Below are 18,036 nucleotides of genomic sequence, written 5' to 3'. Positions count from 1 at the left end.
CCTGACGGGGTCAGCGCGCAGCGGTTGCGGTCGTTCGGCGGAAAAGGGCGACTTCCCGGTCCCACTGGGCAGCCCCGCGGCCCGCTGCTTTGAGCACCTGCTTGCGAACCTTGCCGTTCTCGGTCTGGGGCAGTTGGTCTACGACGCGCACGAAGCGCGGGATGGCAAACGACGCCAGCCGTGGAGCGCAGAATTCACACAGCTCGCCGAAATCAACAGGCTCCCGAAGAACAAGTGCGGCCATCACCTCGTCCTCACCCAACTCGGAGTCGACGGCGTAAACAGCGGCGTCCTGGATGGCAGGGTGCTGCCGGAGCGCCTGCTCCACTTCGACCGAGGAGATGTTTTCCCCGCGGCGACGGATGACGTCCTTGATCCGGTCTACGAACCGAACCCAGCCGTCCTCGTCGACGACTACCCGGTCTCCGCTGTGGAACCAGAGGTCCTGCCACGCCTTCGTTGTTGCGTCGGCCATGGCGTGGTAGCCGGTTGCCATGGCGTGGGGCTGGTCGCTGCGGATCAGCAGCTCACCGGCCACGCCGCTGGGGAGCGGGACACCGTCGACGTCCACCACGCGGATGGAGAAGCCCGGGCGAACCTTGCCCATGTAGCCGGGGCGCCATAGATCCGGGGTTGATCCGATCACCGAGTTGGTTTCCGTCGATCCGTAACCGTCAAGCAACAGCACTCCGAACCGGTCGCGGAAAGGCTCGACCAGCCGGGCGGGGGTTGCAGGAGACAGGGCCACACGGATGCGGTGGTCCCGGTCGCCGGGCCCGGGATCCTTTCCTGCCAGAATCCCAACCATGGCTCCCAGGAGATACGTCACCGTGGCTCCGGCCGACGACGCGTCCGTCCAGAAACGGGATGCGGAGAACCTGGGGCCCAGGACGTACTCGCCCCCGCACTCGACCGCCTGCATGAAAGCGTTGAGGGCGTTCGTGTGAAACAGCGGCAGGCAGGTGTACAGGACGTCATCGGCCCTAAGCCCCAGCTGGTCGGACATGTTAACGGCCCACCAGTAGAACTGGCCCTGCGGACACAACACACCTTTCGATACCCCTGTCGTTCCAGATGTGTAGAGGATGGCGGCCGCCTCGCCCGGGGCCGTGCCCACCGGGTCAACGGCCGGGCCAGGTTCCGGAAGCGAGAGCACCTCGAAGGGTGCCTCCACGTCGAGAGCAGGTCCGTCAAGGACCCACACTTCTTTGAGGCTCGCCGGTGCCACTGCTGCGATGTGCGCCAGCAGTTCGGCTTCGGCCACCACCAGGGAGGCCTCGGAGTTCTCCAGCACGTGCCGCAACTGTTCACCCCGGCTTGCTGTATTCACTGGCACAGCCACGGCGCCGATCCAGGCACAGCCGAGGATCAGGTCCAGCAGTTCCGTCCGGTTCGAGGACATCAGCGCTACAGTTTGATGGCGCTCGATCCCGGCCCCGCGCAGGGTTCCTCCGGTCCTTGCGACGGCGTCCACCATGGCCTGGCTGTCGCGGCGGACATCACCGCAGCGGAACAGGGGCGCCGATGGAGCTTTCTGAGCGCGTTCAAGCAGCATCTGCGGGATGGTCAGTGGACGTTGGCGGCGTTCAGCGAGTGTCGAATTCATGGCTGATCCTCATTCACGGTGGAGCGGACAGGTAGATACGCGTGGACGCCGGAACCGGCGTTTGGGTCATTGGTCAGGGGCAGGCTTTGGCCCGGTTGGGCACCGGAGCCGGTAAGGCGTGCGACGACCATTGGACCGCGGTGGATGCTCAAGGTTGCCAGGACGGTGCCATCGGCCAGGGTCGTGCTCTGCTCCACGGTTCCGTGGGCTGCAGCCACTGTTGAGAAGCTGTCTCCTCCGCAGTGTGGGCAGAACAGCCGGGCGGGGAAAAGAAGGTGCCGGCAACTGCGGCATTCCTGCACCAGGGCGCTCATGCTCCGGCCTCCAGCACCGACATGGTGGCGCAGGCGCCATAGCGGTACAGGACCATGCCATACCCGCTGACCACAGCGTGGCGGGCCGGAATTTGACGTGCTCCTGCTGTGCCCATGAGCTGGCGGGCCGCCTCCACAAGTCCGTGCATTCCGCCGGCGGCTCCTGCCTGTCCGGCAGAGAGCTGGCCTCCGGACGTATTCACTGGCAGGTCGCGGGTGGAGATGTGGCGCTTGATGAAATTGGAGGCGTCTTCCCCTGCAGGCATTACGCCCAGGTCTGCGAGCTGGGCCACGACCATGGAAGGGTAATCGTCGTAGACGCAGGCCAGGTCCACCTCCTCCGGGCCGATTCCGGCTTCTTCCCAGCCAGCCGATGCGCATGCTCGTAGCCCGGTTTCCAGTCCGTCGCCTGCCTGCTGGTCGCCGTTATAGGAGGCACGCACCGTGAGGACCTTGGCCCGTGGTGTGCCGTTGCGCGGTTCGGCGACTAGGACCACGGCGTCGGCACCGGTTACCGGGGGCACGCAGTCGTAGCGGCCCAATGGTGTGGCAACAACCGGGGCGCTGAGGTAATCGTCCATGGTGAGGGGTTTCCGGTAGACGGCCGCGGGGTTGTCGGCAGCCCACTGGCGCTGGGCAATGGCGATGTGCCCGTAATCTTCACGGCTCAACCCCAGCGCTTCCATCTGACGGGTCGTGAGCATTGCGAACAAGGCATTCGGTCCCCTCATCGGCAACGGCGCCAGATGGTCCTCGGTCGCGCGGTTGTAGCTCGCCACCAACCGTGAGAACGCGGCCCCGTCCATCAGGTCGCCTGCCGCGAGAACGATGACTTTGGCGTCCCCGGCTTCGATGGCCCGAACGGCGTGTTGGAGCATTCCGCCCGCGCTGGCTCCGCCGTTTGTATCCTGCATCAGCCAGGTCAGGCGCAGGCCCATCCGCCAGGCGAGATCGATGGCGTGGTCGGGGTTGAGCGTGAAACTTGAGACAGCAAACCCGTCAACGTCGCCCGGCTTAAGGCCAGCCTCAAGCAATGCGCTCCGGACGGCCTGGGCAATAACGTGGGATGTGTCCGTCCCTGCATGGGGGTGTCGGGTGTACGGGGATTGTCCTGTCCCGATGATGGAGGCCGTCACGTCGGTCCTTCCTGATGGCTGTGAATGTTGCGATGGAACTGGCGGACCGTTAGGACACGCTTTCAACAGTTGCCTGTCCCGTTTCCTGGTGCTGATCGGCGCGCTTTTTCCCGCCCGCGGCAGCGACGGCAATCAGGGTTACGACTACCATTCCGATGAGGTACAGCGACACCGGCGCGGAGGAATTGGAGTTCAGCAACAAGGCCGTGGCGATCAGGGGCGCGAAACCGCCGGCGAAGACGGCTGCTACTTCGTGCGCGATTGCCATGCCCGAGTACCGGACTTCGGCGGAGAACAGTTCATGGAAGAACGCCGGCTGCGTTCCGATCATCGCCCCGTGGCAAACACCGTTAGCGATCAGGAAGGCGAGGATGACCACCGCGGGGGTGTTGGCGTCGATCATCGCAAAGAACGGGTAGGCCATCACGCCCATCCCGATCGCACCAAACGCGTATACGGGGCGCCGGCCGATCCGGTCAGAGAGGTACCCGAAGAAGACGTAGGTGCCAAAAGAAACCAGCATTGACACTGCCACGGCCAGCAGAAGAACGCCCTTCTCCACTCCCACATGGACCCCGTAGACGATGGAGAAGGAAAGGAAGATGTACGAGCCGCCGTTTTCAGCCACTCGCAACCCCATGGCCACGAGGATTTCGCGGGGATGGGCCCGCAAGGCATCCAGAGCGGGGACCCGGTGCTGGGGACGGCTCTCACGTACTTCGTTAAATTCCTTGGATTCCGGAAGCTTGAAGCGGATGTAGGCGCCAATACCAAGCAGAACCACACTCACGAGGAACGGCAGACGCCATCCCCAGGCAAGGAACTCCGGCTCTGGCAGCAGCTGGGCCAAGAAGAAGGCTAGAGACGACAACACAAATCCGAGGGAGATTCCGCCCTGGCTGAAGGCTGAGAGCATGCCCCGGCGTGAATGATTCGCATTTTCGCTGATCAGCAGAACGCCGCCACCCCATTCACCGCCCGCGGCGATACCCTGCAGGATGCGAAGAACGATAAGCAGCGTCGGTGCCCACAGCCCCACTTGCGCGTAGGTCGGCAGCAGGCCCATAAGTGCTGTACTGACGCCCATGATGGACAGTGTCAGGACCAAGGAATGCTTGCGCCCCAGTTTGTCACCAATGTGGCCGAAGATGATTCCACCTACGGGACGGGCGGCGAACCCGACGGCGAAACCGGCGAACGCCGCCATAGTTCCCACCAGCGGGTCGGTGTCTGCAGGAAAGAACAAGTGGCCAAAAACGACCGCCGATGCTGTGGCGTAGAGGAAGAAGTCGTACCACTCGAGCGCATTGCCCACAAGAGAGGCAACAACGTACCGCCGGACTCCAGGGCGCTGAGCCGATGGCTGGTGCTGATGATGATGGGACATTTTGTTGCTCCTTGGTGCCAACTTGGTTTGGCCTTTTTAGGGCTGACTCTGGGACCACTCCGCCCACTTCCCCGCAAAGGGGCATGCGGCATTCAAGCTTGGATCCGGTTTGTGTGACAGCCGTCACGATGACTCACCTTCAGTCTGACGCCGACAGCCGCCACCGTCGAATGCCTAACCTGCCAGGGCCTATGCGGGTTTGGGTAAGGGGTACGAAATAGGGCCACAAGATGTTCCCGACCGCCCGTGCTGCTGCTAACGTCGCAGAAACTCGCCATGAGGCGAATCCCAGCGCGGCAACTCACCCCGCCTCGCCAAGATCAACATCCAAGGAGCTGTTATGGAACGTAGTGCTGTATCGGACACGGGCACGGGCTTGGCTTCCCTTCTTGAAGACCTTCGGACGGCTAAAACGCAAGTAGTGGACTTAACTACGCCCCTCTCCGCCTCCACCCCCACCCTGGAGTTGCCGGAGCCGTTTGTGAACCTCATCGATTTCTCGCTTGAGGAAGTCTCCGCCTACAACGAACCCGGACCGTTCTGGAAGCACCACAACATTCATACCGGCGAACACATTGGAACCCACCTGGACGCCCCTACCCACTGGGCCACAGGACGCGAAGGCAAGGACGTGGCCCAGATCGAGCCCGCGCGGCTCGTAGGTCCGGCGGTCGTCCTCGACGTCGCCGCAGAAGCCGCTGCTGACCCCGATTTTCTGGTCGATATCCAACACATTCAAGAATGGGAGTCCGAGTATGGTCCCCTGCCCGACGGCGGCTGGCTTCTCGTCCGCACAGGATGGGACCAACGGTCCCAAACCCGGGAGGCCTTCCTGAACAAAGACGAATACGGCAACCCCCACTCCCCCGGATTCACGGTCGAGTGTGCCCGGTGGATCGCCCAGGAGTCCGTGTTGTCCGGCGTTGGCGTGGAAACCGTCGGTATTGATGCCGGCAATGCCGCCGGACAGCAGCCCCCTTTCCCGGCCCACCACTACCTGCTGGGAAACGACAAGTATGGCGTCACTTCGCTGCGGAACCTGACGCAGCTGCCAGCAGCGGGCGCAGGACTGATCGTCGCCCCGCTGCCGATTGTTGGTGGAACCGGCAGTCCAGCCCGCGTGTTCGCTCTGGTCGGCGCGTGACACACCCTTGCGAAGGTCCGAGATTTCAACCTGACACTTCTGGCTTGTTCCGGGCAGCCGACCGACGGCGGGGGGCAGGGGTGGGTTTGGGTCACTGAGGCCTGCCACGATGGCTTGGCGATTAGGTCTGTCGGATATTGGGTGAAGCAGCTGGATGCGGCACTGGAGTCGTTGCTCGATGCCACTCTCGCCGGGCTGCGCCTGACCAGGCGCCAGTGGCAGGTCCTCAACACGCTCAGCTCTGGTCCGGCCACACCTGCGGCCGTGGCAATGCCCTGCGCCCCTTCACGCAGGCTGACGGCATGGGCGCCCACGAACAGGACATGGCATCGCTTGTTCAACGAAAGCTGGTGTTCCTGCAGGACGGCCTCCTGGTGCTCACCAACTCGGGCAGCGCACTGCACACCAAGGCGACGGGTTTGGTGGAGGCGGCGCGGGGCGACCGCACGGCAGGTGTTGGAGCCGATGAATACGCCATGGCTGTCAGCGTTCTCGAGCGTATGTGTGCGAACGCAGGGCGCAGCAAAGCTAACTGACGCCATCCTCCCCGAGGCCGCTGCAGGCCGCTGGGCTTCGCGCGATGTAGCCCGTCTGCCAGGTTGTGGCAGCAGGCAGGGCCTGGGCCCGCGCAAGGGCCCGTCCCTGGGCCTCATCGGAGACTCCGGACCGGTAAATCCCACCTGTTCATCGGTCTCGGCACCGCGGCCGCGGCCGCGGAGAAGGGCCACCGGGTGAAATACACCCTCGCCACTCGGCTCCTTGGGCTACTCCACCAAGGGGAAAGCCGGCCAAGTCGGATGGCTGAGCCGCGCCACGTTTACCGGCAACTAATCCGGACGCATTCGATCGAGGAACCAGGGATCGACCAAGAACAAGAAGTTTTCAGCGGCCATCAGGCAACCTTGATCTAAGTTCTTCTGCATACGAAGCGATGGCCTGACGCTGGTCTCGGGTGAATCTTCTGGCCTGCAGGTCGAGGACTGCCCGGCTGCCCAACTCTCCCACCCCCAGCAGCTGACCCACCCGACGGATTGCTTCGTCTATGTCCTCTGAATTTTCAATGATCTGGAAGACCTCGTCACGCCGATCCATGGCCTGTGCCAAGGCATCGTGGATCATCAATTGTTGCCTTGTCTGCCACTCATCCTCATCCATGCGGCGATTCTTGCACGACGGAAGTCTCTGGGACTCTGCGCCCCATTGGGAATCTTAAGCTTGGCACTTCATTTTTTGAGGGAAACCTGTACCGCACCGCCAGCAGGTCTCCTTGTGACCGATGCCGCCAAGGACCTGCTACGGAGCTGGTGGTGTCGATGTGTCGGCCAGAAAGGAACCAAGGCGCTTGCCGGTTTCCTCCGGCAACCAGAACCAAAAACGCTGTTGACCGTTCCCGGCATCAATGTCCAGCTCAACAGCAAAGCCTGGCTCGTCACCCATTATCCGGCTAAACCCAGGGGCCGGCTCTGCTTCCCCCGGCAAAAGGAGCCTACGGTGCAGCGTCACCGGTGTGAGTCCACTGATTTAGCGATTTTTCCAAGAGTGTCCACGACAAAGGAGCCGTGGGCAGGCAAGCGTGGACAGTTCCTGCAACGTCCTGGGAAGTCACGTTAGGACTGAATTCATGGCAGACCCAGACAGAACGGTCATTCTCGTGCTCGTGTATTATCCGGTTTGTGGACACCTCAGAGGGGACCGGACAGACAAGGCGACCTGCAACGGGCAGTCCCCCGGAGAAGATCCTTGCCGTCGCCTACGAACTGTTCGCCAGGCGGGGGATCCGCGATGTAGGAGTCGACGAACTGATCCGTGCTTCAGGGGTGGCCAAGGCGACGTTCTACCGGCACTTTCAGTCCAAGGACGACGTCGTCCTGGCCTTCCTTGAGCAGTGGTACCAGGAACGCACTGCCGCGATCGAGGACGCTATCGCCCGGAACGGGACCCGCGGCGAGGCGGCCATGCTGACCGTCTTCGACGTCTTTGACGACTGGTTCCGCCAGGGCGCGGTGCAGGTCAGTTCCTTCCTTCACGTGATGATGGAAATGGGTCCGGACCACCCTCTCGGGAAGGCGAGCATCCAGTACCTGGAAAAGACGCGGGAGCAGATCGCCGATCTCGCAAGATCCGCCGGCCTCGACAACCCCTACGACTTCTCCTGGTCAATCCACATCCTGATCAAGGGAGCCATCGTCGCCGCGGCGGAAGGTGACCCCCGCGCCGCTGCCCGCGCCAAGGACATGGCTACCCTGCTCATCGACAGCCACCGGCCCTGAAGTACGCCAACCCGGCAAACTTTCGCTAAAGCTAAATGCCAAAGCGGCTCGAATTAAGCCGCGACGGACGCTTCTTTTGTGGAAAGTGAGTGCGGTCAAACCAGACTGCGTGCTCAATTTGACTCATAGGAACATCGGGACGGCACGCATGTTCACCTAAACCTCAGGCTGGGTGAACGGCGGTAGGTCTTCCGGGTCCTGGACGTCATAGAGGTGCCGGAGCAGGGCCGCTTCCGGGCACGCAGGGGAGGCCAAAAGTTGCACTCCGAGGGTTGCGACCACGGCCGGAGAATCTTTCCGTTGCGGATTTTGGCCGTTTCAGTCGCGTGAGCGGTCGTGATCCGTTCCGGCCAGGGGCACCCGATGTCTCGGACCTAGCCTTCACATTCGACCAGTAGAGGTGGCCATCGCGTTCGGTGGCGATTTGGGACCGGTGACGGACCAGGAAGCATGAGTGGCAGGTAAACGCGTCATCCGCCTCGGGCACGACCTGGACAACGAGTTCCTCCGCGACGAACTCTCCGCCCGGGATGACGGTATCGTCCAGTGCGTCGGTTTCCTCGAGGTCCCGGACCACACTGTTGGTTTCGGCGCCTGGGCGGAGCGTAGCGCTTCAAGGGAACTGCCCTGGGATTCTTTGACGTCGGAACGCACTTCGTCGTAATCGGCTGCCACCGTGGGCGGCGATCCTTCCAATGTTTGATCTTTGGGGTAGCCAACGCACACCAACGGCCGGCAACGCTGACCCGAGCGGCTGGCCTAGTGGCGGCCGTTCCCGTCCTGTCCGCGCCAGGCCCGGGAAGCGTACTCGGGCGGTGAGGATATGCGTACGGCGAGATCGGGGCCGGCGGCGGAGTGGACTGTGCAGCAGATCCTGGAGGGGGGACCCGGACCACCGCCACCGGCCCTGCATCAAGCATCCAGCCATGAACTTGGAAAAACGTTGCATCTCCTTGGGGCGTGACGGTACGCGGGCGAGAGGATTTCGCACCGCTTCCCGGGGTTGCCCACGCCTTGCTCCGCGACCCAGCTAAGACGGGCCACAGCGCGATGCCCACGAGCCAGTTGATACTCGCGTTTCGACAAGGGCTGCATACAACGCCAGTGCATGCGCCGGTCATCCGGACGCATCCCGGGCAGGAAAGTTGGCCTTATCCGTCGGGCTGGCTGAGGGCAAGGGCCGTGACCCTTCTAATGCTTTTCGGCTCACGCCGCCCAATTCCGGACTGGCGAAAGGTCTACTTCGACGTTCCCGGAGGGGGCGGCGTTTCCGGCGGGAGCCGCGCGGCGAGGCGGACAGCAGGACGCTAAGAGGGGGATGCTGGTCCCCTTTTTGAGTGGGTGGGGGGTTTGCCAAGGGCAGGGAGGGCGTGCATTTATCCAAGGTCCGTGTTTCACGGTAGCGGTGTGGTGGGTGCCACTTACTGATCTGGCCTGGAAGGTACTGGGGGCCATTTCAAGTCCGAAGGAGTCAAAATGTTTGCGAATTTACTTAGCCACACAGCGCCTGACGGTGCAGCCCGAACCGGGTCTCGCCCGCGGCGGAGCCAGGCACGGGCCGCGGGCGGACTGGCATCTGTTGCTGCTGCCGCGCTGCTGAGTGCCGCCTTGTCGCCGTTGGCCGCGGTTCCTGCCAGCGCGGCGGCAGCCGGTGTGGGGCCTGTGGATCCGTCCAACGGCTTTCCGACCTGGTTTTCCGACGGCACGGTGAAGCTGCAGCTCTGCTACATGGCCGGTGCCGGGTGCCTTTCCGAGCCGCCGGACCCTGCCGCGCCGGCGTCGTATCCGGACAATTTCCCCGAGGAGGCGTTCTGGTTCCAGGCGTCCGCGACCGGCGGCAACCTCGGGCTCTATGAGGCCGGACTTGAAGGCGCCCACACCAACGGCGTGGTGGAGCCCGGGCAGCAGATGGGTTTCGCCAGGCTGCGGTTCCTCGTGGACAACCTCGTTCCCAACGCCACCTACACCATCGCCCACCCCTACGGCGTGAACGTTCTGACGGCCGCGCCGGATCCCAAGAACGCTGCCTTGGGCAGGATCAAAACCACCATTGACTCCGGCGTGTGCGCACCCAGCCCGACCGTGCCCTGCGACTGGGCAAGTGTCGGTGCCGCTTTCCTGGGTGACTACAAGGCCGGCAGCACCGCGACCTTCCTCCGCCAGGTGGGAGCCGCCCCCGGGACATTGGGTGACATCAACACAGCACGGACGGTCACCGGCGCGCCCTCCGGCACGAACGCCGTCGTGATCACCGGCCCCAACGCCGGAGGTCCCGGGATCAACACCCTCACCGTCAACACCTTCACAGTCCAGGGACTGATAGCGGAAGGGTCCGACGGCGTCCCCTCCGCCCCGGATCTGGCGGCAGCCAGTGACAGCGGCCGGTCCGCCACGGACAACATCACCAACGTCACGGCACCCACCGTCACCGGTGCCGTGGCAGCGGGCAGCACCGCGCCCGTGCAGCTGATCGTGGACGGGGCGGCCACCCCCGTGGCCACCACCCTGGCCGGCGGAAACTACTCCGCCCGGCTGGCACCACTGGGCCAGGGTGTGCACAGGATCCAGTCCCGGACCGCGAACCCAGCCTTCGTACCGGACCCGCTGACCGGTGTTGTCCCGGCCGGAGTTCCCCAGTTCCTGACCTCCCCGACGCTCACGTTCACCGTGGACAGTGCTGCGCCGGTGGCCTCGGTCATCGCACCGTTCCCGTCAACACCGACCCTGGACACCACCCCGACGCTGAACTTCAGCAGCGAAGCCGGCGCGAGATTCGAGTGCCAGCTGCTTCCCAGCAACACCGCCTGGGACCCCACCTGCGCGTCACCCAAAACCTGGGACGCCCAGGCCAACGGGACCTACGTGTTCAACGTGAGGGCAACGGACGCCGCCGGCAACGTCAGCGCCGTAGCCAGCCGGGCTGTCCGGATCGGCCCTGCCGACACCGTCGCGCCGACCGTCACGGGACGGACACCCGCATCGGCCGCGACCGGCGTGGGTACCGGCACGAACATCACCGCCACTTTCAGTGAGTTCGTCCAGGGAGTCTCCGGCGGCACGTTCACCGTGAAGAACGCCGCCGGGACAACTATTCCGGCGACGGTGACGTACGACCAGGCCACCCGCCGTGCAACGCTGAATCCCACCGCCCTGCTCACCCCGGGCACGTCCTACACTGTCATCCTGACCGGCGGCACGGCCGCCATCCGCGACCTCGCCAACCGGCCGCTCGCAACGACCAGCTGGCGGTTCACCACAGGCTCCGCGCCGACAGTGACCTCCCGGGCCCCGGCAGTGAACGGCACCGGAACGCTGAGGGCGGCCAACATCACGGCGACGTTCAGTAAGCCCGTGAACGGCGTCAGCACCGCCACCTTCACCCTGAAGAACGCCGCGACCGGCGCGGCAGTGGCGGCCACGGTCACCCGCAACGGGACCACCAACCAGTGGATCCTCAACCCGGCAGCCACTCTTGCCGCCAGCATCAGGTACACCGCCACCCTCACCGGCGGAACCGCCGCGGTACGGGATGTGGCCGGCACTCCCCTGGCCAGCACCGCCTGGAGCTTTACCACCGGCACAAGCTAACCACTCCATACCCAACGGAAAACCGTTCAGGAAGCACCGCCCCACGCATGTGCGGGCGGTGCTTCACGCTTCGGATTGGGCTGTGTCTCCGCTACGCATCCACGCCACATGCGAAGCTGTCCGCTTCGGGTTCGTTGCCCCTGGCATGCATCACCCTGGCGTGGTGTTTCAGGAGCCGGCGCCGAGGTGGTTGATGCCGGCTTCGGTTCTGCCCGGCAGGAGTGTCGCCGAGTCCGAACGCTGGGCCATTCGGGAACGCCTTTGGGAAGGCAGCGCGCCGGCCGGCGCTGCAGCGCCTACCGCGGTGCCCGGGCGAGTGCACTGTCCAGGATGGCCAGGGCGCCTCCTACGGCCGAGGCGCGCTGAGCTGGACTTCACGTGCAGGAATGAGCTGACCTGGGCAGCGCCCTCGCGGAACCAGTCGTCGAAGACGTCGATGATGGTCAGGATGGCTGCCTCGTCGCCCTATGTCTGTCACATTGGGTCTGGCCAATTTCCTATCCGGTTCATCGCCTGATGCTTTCGTCTTGGTTGTCATTCGGTATCCAGTACCGCATCCATGATGGGGCCGGGTTCCTGAGAGGAAACTGAGACAGGCAGGGCTCTCATTGCATCGGGACGGTTCAGCCTGAATCCTTGGTTTCATGGTTCAACGGGGTCCGTCGTCCTCAGCTGCGCTCCCGGTGCGCGTATCCGAGCAAATACGCCGGGGGCGTGGAGCGGGTCTGCTGCGTGGACTCCGATGGCAGTCCACCGTGGCGGCCTTGGCCGTCGTCGCCCTCGCCCTGCTGACCGGCGGGCTGCTGATGCTCCTGATACTGGGGTCGGCACTCGTGTCGGGGACTGACAGTCTGCTGCGGACCAAGGTGCAGGATGTAGCGGCCCTGATACATAACCAAGATGCCGAAGAAGCGAGCCTGGCAGTCGCCGCTACCGTAAAGAAAGACCCCTTGGTGCAAATCATCGACGAGACGGGGAGGGTAATCGGCGCGTCGGAGCCCAGGCTGATAAAAACTCCCCTCACTTTTCTCAGGCCGGCTCCTGATGAGAGCGCGACCGACAGCGTATCGGTGCCCGGTCTCCTAGGAGACGCCGACGAGCGCTACGTTGTGGTGTTGGGCGTTGATGATGAGGGCAGGAAGTATTGGGTCCTGGCCGGCCAAGCCATTCAGCCCCAGTCAGACACGGTCCGGATTGTCACCTGGCTCTGGCTGGTTGCCATGCCCTTGCTGCTGGGTGTGGTGGGCCTGTCCGTGCATTACCTGATCGGGCGTTCACTGCGGCAGGTGGACACCATCCGTACACAGGTCAGCTATATCGACGCGGGAAGGTTGAGCCAGCGGGTCGACGTCCCCGCGACAGGGGACGAGCTGCAGGCCTTGGCGGTCACAATGAATTCCATGCTGGACCGGATCGAAACAGCCGACCAAAGGCAACGGCAGTTCGTCTCCGACGCCAGCCATGAATTACGGGGTCCGCTCACGACCATCCGCACAGGCCTGGACATCTCTATCGCTGACTCCTCCGGAGAAACATGGCGGGGCATGCAGCCAATCCTCGCCGAAGAGACGCGTCGGTTGCAGGGCCTCGTGGAAGACCTCCTGACATTGTCCAAGGCCAATGACGAAGGACTGGCCCTCCGCAGTGAGGATGTCGACCTCGACGATGTTCTGGCCGCTGAATTGCGCCGAGTGAACGCCACAAGCCAACACCGGATCGTCGCTGATCTGGTCCCGGCCAGGATTACGGGAGACCCGGTCCGGCTGAGCCAGGCATTTCGGAACGTGCTCGACAACGCCGACCGCCATGCCGCAGGGACCATCGCCGTGAAACTGTCGGTCACCGCTCAGGCAGTGGTCGTGACCATCGACGACGACGGAGCCCCTGTGCCAGTGGCCGACAGGGAAAGGATTTTCGGACGATTCGTCCGCCTGGATGAAAGCCGGTCACGCCACCAGGGCGGCAGCGGGCTGGGACTGGCGATCGCCCGTGCCATAGTGGAGGCCCACGCTGGCCGAGTTATCGCAGCCGAGACGTCACAGGGATGGTGTCGTTTTGAGGTCAGTTTCCCGCCGATGGCCCCACTTGCCCCGCTGCCCTTTTGAAGTGCCAGTCGCAAAAACCTAATCAGGGCTGAGCCTGTATCCCATGCCCCGTATCGTCCTCAGCGTGTTGAGGCCGAACGGCTCATCGATTTTCCTGCGCAAATACCCGATATAAACCTCGACGACGTTGTCCCCGCCCCGGAACTCCGGGTCCCAGACGTTGTCGAGGATCTGAGCCTTCGACAAGACCTGCTCCGGGCTGCGCATCAGGTATTCCAGCAAACCAAACTCCCGGGCAGTCAGGGAGATGCCCTGGCCGTGCCGTGCCACATGTCGCGTTGTCGGGTCCAGCCTCAGGGAACCGACCTCCAAAACCACCGGCCGTTCGGGCGAACCGCGGCGAATGAGTGCCCGCAGCCGTGCCACCAGGACCAGGAAGCTGAACGGTTTGGTGAGGTAGTCGTCTGCTCCCAGATCGAACGCATCGGTTTGGTCGTATTCACCATCCTTTGCCGTAAGCATGATCACTGGCATCCAATTCCGCCGCTCCCGCATCTGCTTCAGAACCTCGTACCCATGCATACCCGGAAGCATCACATCCAGTACGACAACGTCATAGAGGTTCTCCGAGGCGGCCCACAGCCCATCAACACCGTCGTGGGCAACATCGACGACGAAACCGGCGGTCGTCAGCCCCTGCCGAATCGTCTCAGCGAGCAGGACTTCGTCTTCCACAAGCAGGACCCGCACGGTTGGCATCCTCTCACCTGTACCGGGACAAGCATCAGTGTGCGACTGACCGGGCCAAGTGTCCAGCAGCGGTATGCGAAGAATCATTTGAAAATGATGAGGAACGCAGGGCTGTCACACAGGTTATCGCGTTATGCCGGCGCGCAGGGCAGTGATGAAGCAGGGCAGTGATGACAAAGGCCCTGCATGGGGCACACCGAAATCCCGAACCGGCGATGGCAACACCTTCTGATGGTCGCTCAACCACCGATACGCGGTTGGACCCGACAGCCCGGCACCCAGCCCTTCCCGGAAGCTGGGAGGGTGATCCGGGGGCGACATGGAGCGGTGCAAAAGCACCGCCATTTATCGCCGCAAATTACAGTAGAGTCCGTTTCGTTTCAGCTGACGTTTCACCGTTACGGTCCTAGCTTTCAACCTGACACTCGGCGCTGTCTGCATGTGAAATTCGTCGGGGACCGAAAAGCCCTGCAGATCTGGACAGTGGCGCGGCTGGCGCGGATTTTGGGTTCTTCACAGCGCTGAATCCGGGCTGGGCTGCATGGTCGGTAATACCGACGCTTACGGCGGTACTAAGGACTGACCCGCTGGTCATCATCGCGTTCCGCGTGCTCCGGCCAGCCGCCCTTCCGGTACGCAGGAGTTCCTGCGGCAAGCACGGTCACTGCCAAGGCACAACTGCCGACCATGACACTGACCATCGACAGCGCATTTCCGCCCAGGACCCCCGTCAAAAGACTGACGAGCCCGGCGACGCCAGACTGCAGGGCTCCGATAACCGCTGTGGCCGTTCCCGCCATGTGGCCATAGTTGTGCAGTGCCAGTACGGAGGCGTTTGCCGGGATCATGCCTTGGGCTGACAGGACCAGCCACAGGCCGGCCATCAGGCCAAATAGGCCGCCGGTACCTGTCGCCACCAGCACGAGCAGCAGCAGGGCGAGGCCCAGCTGCACCAGGAGGGCGGTGCGCAGGAGACGGACGGGCGGGAATTTTCGAACAAGGGCGGCGTTGAGTTGCGCCGATAGGACAAGCGCGGTGCCGTTGAGGGCGAAGACGAGGGCGAATTGCTGGGCGGTGAGGCCGTATTCGTTCTGGAAGACGAAGGGGGAGCCCACCACGTAGCTCATGATGAGGGCCAGCCCAAGCCCGGGGATGACGGCCAGCGCCATGAAGTGCTTGTCCCGCAGCAGGGACCCGTAGGCTTTGGCTACATGGCTGGGGTGGCCCGGGCTGCGCCGGTCCTCGGGCAGCGTCTCCGGCATGAACTTCCAGACGATTGCCACCAGGGCGACCCCTATGAGCGCCAGTGCATAAAAGACCGCCCGCCAGTCCCAGAGTCCGGCGATGGCTTGGCCCACGGTGGGGGCCAGGAGCGGCGCGACGCCGATCACCAGCATTAGCCGGGACAGCAGCTGGGCGGCAGCGGAGCCGACGAAGCGGTCACGGATGACAGCGAGGGCCACCACGGCAGCGGCCGCGTTGAAGAAGCCCTGCAGCACGCGCAGCCCTGTCAGCGCTTCGATGTTCGGCGTCATGGAGCATAACAACGAGACGACCACGTGCAGCGAAATGCCGATGACAAGCGGCAGCCGTCGTCCGAATCGGTCCGAAAACGGGCCGATCACCAACTGCCCGATGCCGGCAAGGGTTCCGGACAACGTGAGCTGGGCGGCGGTCTGGGTGGTTTGGAGGTCAGCCTCCACGGCGGGCAAGGAGGGCAGATGCATGTCCGTGGTGAGGGCCGGAAGCGCGGCCAGGGCGCCCAGCACGAGGATGTACTTGAAGGTGCGCGGTGCCTGCTTGCTGGTGTTGTGGGGGTGGGACGGATCCATCACGCGGCAAACCTAACTTGTGTGAAAGCACGGGTCCGCCGCGTGGCTTGAGCGGTCCAACTGAAGTTATGGGAGTACCCGCGGCGAAGTCGTCCTAAACCGGCGTCCGCAGTCTGGCTGCCATGCGCGCTCCCCGGCGCCCCTGGCATTCTTCCGGGAATCCAGAGACCAGGGTGGAGAGGACTGCGAATGGTAGGCAGGGCGGCTCCTTACTTCCCAGTCCCGGGTTGCCTTGCCGTATGCGGTTGGGAGTGACCGCCTGCCATAACCTGCTGGTCCTGGAACACCTGGGTCTTGGCAAAGGCCCCTGTTCGTTGGCGGCTGGTCGCAGTACGGGCACGCCCTGGACCTTCAGTAGAGACGCGCAATCCGCATCCGTCGACCAGGTTCCCTGCGGGGCCACTTTCCCAGGTTCCTACTACCTGACTTCGACGTCAGGAACATCGGGACGAGAGGCACCATGGCCAGCCGGACCCGCCAAGAACCTCACGCGGTGTGGGCATATCCTTCACGGATCCAGATGAACAGTTCGGCGTCGATCTCTGCGGGGTTCTTCAGGATCACTTCGTTGTGCCAACGGTTGGCCGACACACGCTCTGCGCGGTGAACCCGTGCCGATTCGAGTTCCCTGGTTAGAACAATGTTGATCAGGATACCGCCACGGCGGGGATGGATACCGAGGAACGCTCGTCCGTGAGCAACGTGGAACGACGACGCGTTCTCCTGCAGCTCACACCCGTCCAGCTCAGAAATCTTGTCCATAGGCGCGCTGTAAACGCCGGACGAAAGTGGATCACCATCAATGCGTTCTCTTGCCGTGCGAGCCATCCAGCCAGCATACGACAGGCAGACGCAGCACTCTTCCCGTGCCCCAACCCTTCGCAGAACTACTCCAAGAACACCTGCGAAACCGCCCGAACCTCAGAACAGGATCAGACGCCCAAAGTCCTTGGCTATTCCCGGGAACCCGCGCCGGACAACCACTTCACCCGAATGGCATCATGGACCGGGCTCCGTAGCCTCGGCATCGACCTGCGCGGCGCACGAAACACCGCACTCGACGAACACCTCACCCTTTCCCCTGCACCGCACTCGGCTACAGCCACCAAATCGCATTCCTCCACGCCGACGCAGCAGGCGACGCGTGGTCACGCTACGTCGAGCGACGAACCCGGCCATGACTAGTAGGGTTCAGCCCGACCACGCCAAGGCGGAAGGCTGCTGCCTCGTTTCAAGTACCGTGGCAGGATGATCGCTGAATACATGAGAGATGGCGCCCGCTCCCTCCCTGCGCATCCATCCCCGTCACAGGTATCAGCGATCAGGATTTGGCACTGCAAATACAAGTCCCTTAGCGGCCTATCAGATTACGAAAACCTGAAGACCTTAGTAATTGCGACCTATCCAGATACAGATCTGGAACCGATAGCCAGCCTTAGCAACCTTGAATATTTGAGCATCATGCACTTGCCGAACGTCTCAGATTTGGCTCCACTTAGCCACTTGCAGAGACTAGGCACGATTAGGCTCAGCACCCTGCCGAGCTGGGACTCCTCCGGCAAGCAGACGACGGTTCGCTCCCTGGAACCCCTAGCCGAGCTGCCAGCTCTGACTCACCTTGAACTCTTCGGAGTCCTGCCCGAAGACGGATCGCTTCAAGCCATGGAAAACTGCAGGGCATTGGAATCGATTCGGGTCAGCAAGTACCCGCCGCTCGAGGTCGATGCTTCTACCGAAAGACGGGTCTGGCTGCTTCCTTCGCACCCTCTCCAAGCGTTCGTGCCTGGACCTGACCCGCAACAAGATCAACGAAAGAGGCGTTGAACAGGGCGGAATACGCCCACATTTGATCCGCAGGGGGGACTGTCCGATTTTCGGTGGATCCACGGTTGGCATTTAGTTGATTCTTCCGTCGAAGCTGATGGCGAATGCATTCAGGGCCGGCTTCCATCGTGTGGCCCATC

At 63.3% G+C, this 18,036-nt stretch carries 14 protein-coding genes and 2 pseudogenes; 7 read left to right on the top strand and 9 right to left on the bottom strand.

Going from position 1 to position 18,036, the window contains the following annotated elements:
* Nucleotides 1-10: 10 nt before the first annotated feature.
* The 4 genes from ACTHQX_RS05930 to ACTHQX_RS05915 are packed head-to-tail and all read right to left on the bottom strand — an operon-like array spanning nt 11 to nt 4,443.
* On the bottom strand, nt 11-1,606 hold the full coding sequence (locus ACTHQX_RS05930; RefSeq protein ID WP_236808381.1) for an ATP-dependent acyl-CoA ligase: 1,596 nt from the start codon (nt 1,604-1,606) through the stop codon (nt 11-13).
* The gene (locus tag ACTHQX_RS05925) at nt 1,603-1,920 is read right to left on the bottom strand and encodes a zinc ribbon domain-containing protein (protein ID WP_440156211.1); all 318 of its coding nucleotides are present in this window, start codon (nt 1,918-1,920) and stop codon (nt 1,603-1,605) included. The genes ACTHQX_RS05930 and ACTHQX_RS05925 overlap by 4 nt, the downstream gene beginning before the upstream one ends.
* A complete protein-coding gene (locus ACTHQX_RS05920; RefSeq protein ID WP_440156209.1) occupies nt 1,917-3,056 on the bottom strand; it encodes a thiolase family protein in 1,140 nt (379 codons plus the stop codon). Before ACTHQX_RS05920 ends, ACTHQX_RS05925 begins: the two co-directional genes overlap by 4 nt.
* A gap of 49 nt (nt 3,057-3,105) precedes the next feature.
* Nucleotides 3,106-4,443, bottom strand: a complete 1,338-nt coding sequence (locus ACTHQX_RS05915; protein WP_236808376.1) for an MFS transporter — start codon at nt 4,441-4,443, stop codon at nt 3,106-3,108.
* Nucleotides 4,444-4,783: 340 nt separating this feature from the next.
* Between ACTHQX_RS05915 and ACTHQX_RS05910 the strand changes: the two genes are divergently transcribed.
* The 3 genes and pseudogenes from ACTHQX_RS05910 to ACTHQX_RS05900 form a co-directional block, all read left to right on the top strand.
* Nucleotides 4,784-5,587 carry a cyclase family protein gene (locus ACTHQX_RS05910; protein ID WP_236808374.1) on the top strand — a complete coding sequence of 268 codons (804 nt, stop codon included), beginning with the start codon at nt 4,784-4,786 and terminating at the stop codon, nt 5,585-5,587.
* A gap of 323 nt (nt 5,588-5,910) precedes the next feature.
* The gene (locus ACTHQX_RS05905; protein ID WP_440156207.1) at nt 5,911-6,123 is read left to right on the top strand and encodes a hypothetical protein; all 213 of its coding nucleotides are present in this window, start codon (nt 5,911-5,913) and stop codon (nt 6,121-6,123) included.
* Nucleotides 6,124-6,214: 91 nt separating this feature from the next.
* Nucleotides 6,215-6,357, top strand: a pseudogene (locus tag ACTHQX_RS05900) (IS21-like element helper ATPase IstB); the annotation flags it as partial.
* A 112-nt stretch (nt 6,358-6,469) separates the two neighbouring features.
* Here ACTHQX_RS05900 and ACTHQX_RS05895 read toward each other — a convergent pair.
* A complete protein-coding gene (locus ACTHQX_RS05895) occupies nt 6,470-6,742 on the bottom strand; it encodes a DNA gyrase subunit A (RefSeq protein WP_236808365.1) in 273 nt (90 codons plus the stop codon).
* A 518-nt stretch (nt 6,743-7,260) separates the two neighbouring features.
* Between ACTHQX_RS05895 and ACTHQX_RS05890 the strand changes: the two genes are divergently transcribed.
* Entirely contained in the window at nt 7,261-7,857 is a 597-nt protein-coding gene (locus ACTHQX_RS05890; RefSeq protein ID WP_236808364.1) for a TetR/AcrR family transcriptional regulator, read from the top strand.
* A gap of 374 nt (nt 7,858-8,231) precedes the next feature.
* On the opposite strand, the pseudogene ACTHQX_RS05885 reads toward ACTHQX_RS05890, so the two are convergent.
* Nucleotides 8,232-8,532, bottom strand: a pseudogene (locus tag ACTHQX_RS05885) (DUF4193 family protein).
* Nucleotides 8,533-9,333: 801 nt separating this feature from the next.
* Between ACTHQX_RS05885 and ACTHQX_RS05880 the strand changes: the two are divergent.
* Together ACTHQX_RS05880 and ACTHQX_RS05875 are read left to right on the top strand one after the other, a co-directional pair.
* The gene (locus tag ACTHQX_RS05880; protein ID WP_236808359.1) at nt 9,334-11,445 is read left to right on the top strand and encodes an Ig-like domain-containing protein; all 2,112 of its coding nucleotides are present in this window, start codon (nt 9,334-9,336) and stop codon (nt 11,443-11,445) included.
* Between the two features lie 755 nt (nt 11,446-12,200).
* Complete coding sequence (locus ACTHQX_RS05875) at nt 12,201-13,550, top strand: sensor histidine kinase (RefSeq protein ID WP_440156204.1); 1,350 nt, start codon at nt 12,201-12,203, stop codon at nt 13,548-13,550.
* Between the two features lie 18 nt (nt 13,551-13,568).
* Here ACTHQX_RS05875 and ACTHQX_RS05870 read toward each other — a convergent pair whose 3' ends face one another.
* The 3 genes from ACTHQX_RS05870 to ACTHQX_RS05860 all read right to left on the bottom strand — a co-directional run bounded on the left by ACTHQX_RS05870 (nt 13,569) and on the right by ACTHQX_RS05860 (nt 16,834).
* Nucleotides 13,569-14,240 (bottom strand): response regulator transcription factor, encoded by a 672-nt coding sequence (locus ACTHQX_RS05870; protein WP_236808350.1) that lies wholly within the window; start codon nt 14,238-14,240, stop codon nt 13,569-13,571.
* A 572-nt stretch (nt 14,241-14,812) separates the two neighbouring features.
* The gene (locus ACTHQX_RS05865; RefSeq protein ID WP_236809268.1) at nt 14,813-16,072 is read right to left on the bottom strand and encodes a multidrug effflux MFS transporter; all 1,260 of its coding nucleotides are present in this window, start codon (nt 16,070-16,072) and stop codon (nt 14,813-14,815) included.
* A 486-nt stretch (nt 16,073-16,558) separates the two neighbouring features.
* Nucleotides 16,559-16,834, bottom strand: a complete 276-nt coding sequence (locus ACTHQX_RS05860) for a DUF5655 domain-containing protein (protein WP_236808344.1) — start codon at nt 16,832-16,834, stop codon at nt 16,559-16,561.
* A gap of 231 nt (nt 16,835-17,065) precedes the next feature.
* Here ACTHQX_RS05860 and ACTHQX_RS05855 point away from each other — a divergent pair, with 231 nt between their 5' ends.
* Nucleotides 17,066-17,257 carry a hypothetical protein gene (locus ACTHQX_RS05855; RefSeq protein WP_440156202.1) on the top strand — a complete coding sequence of 64 codons (192 nt, stop codon included), beginning with the start codon at nt 17,066-17,068 and terminating at the stop codon, nt 17,255-17,257.
* Nucleotides 17,258-18,036: the final 779 nt, after the last annotated feature.

Origin of the sequence: Arthrobacter sp. SAFR-023 (assembly GCF_051965295.1) — a bacterium.
In the GTDB taxonomy this organism is placed as follows: domain Bacteria; phylum Actinomycetota; class Actinomycetes; order Actinomycetales; family Micrococcaceae; genus Arthrobacter.
Note: the sequence above shows the minus strand (reverse complement) of the source record. Positions and strands in the feature narration are given on the sequence as shown.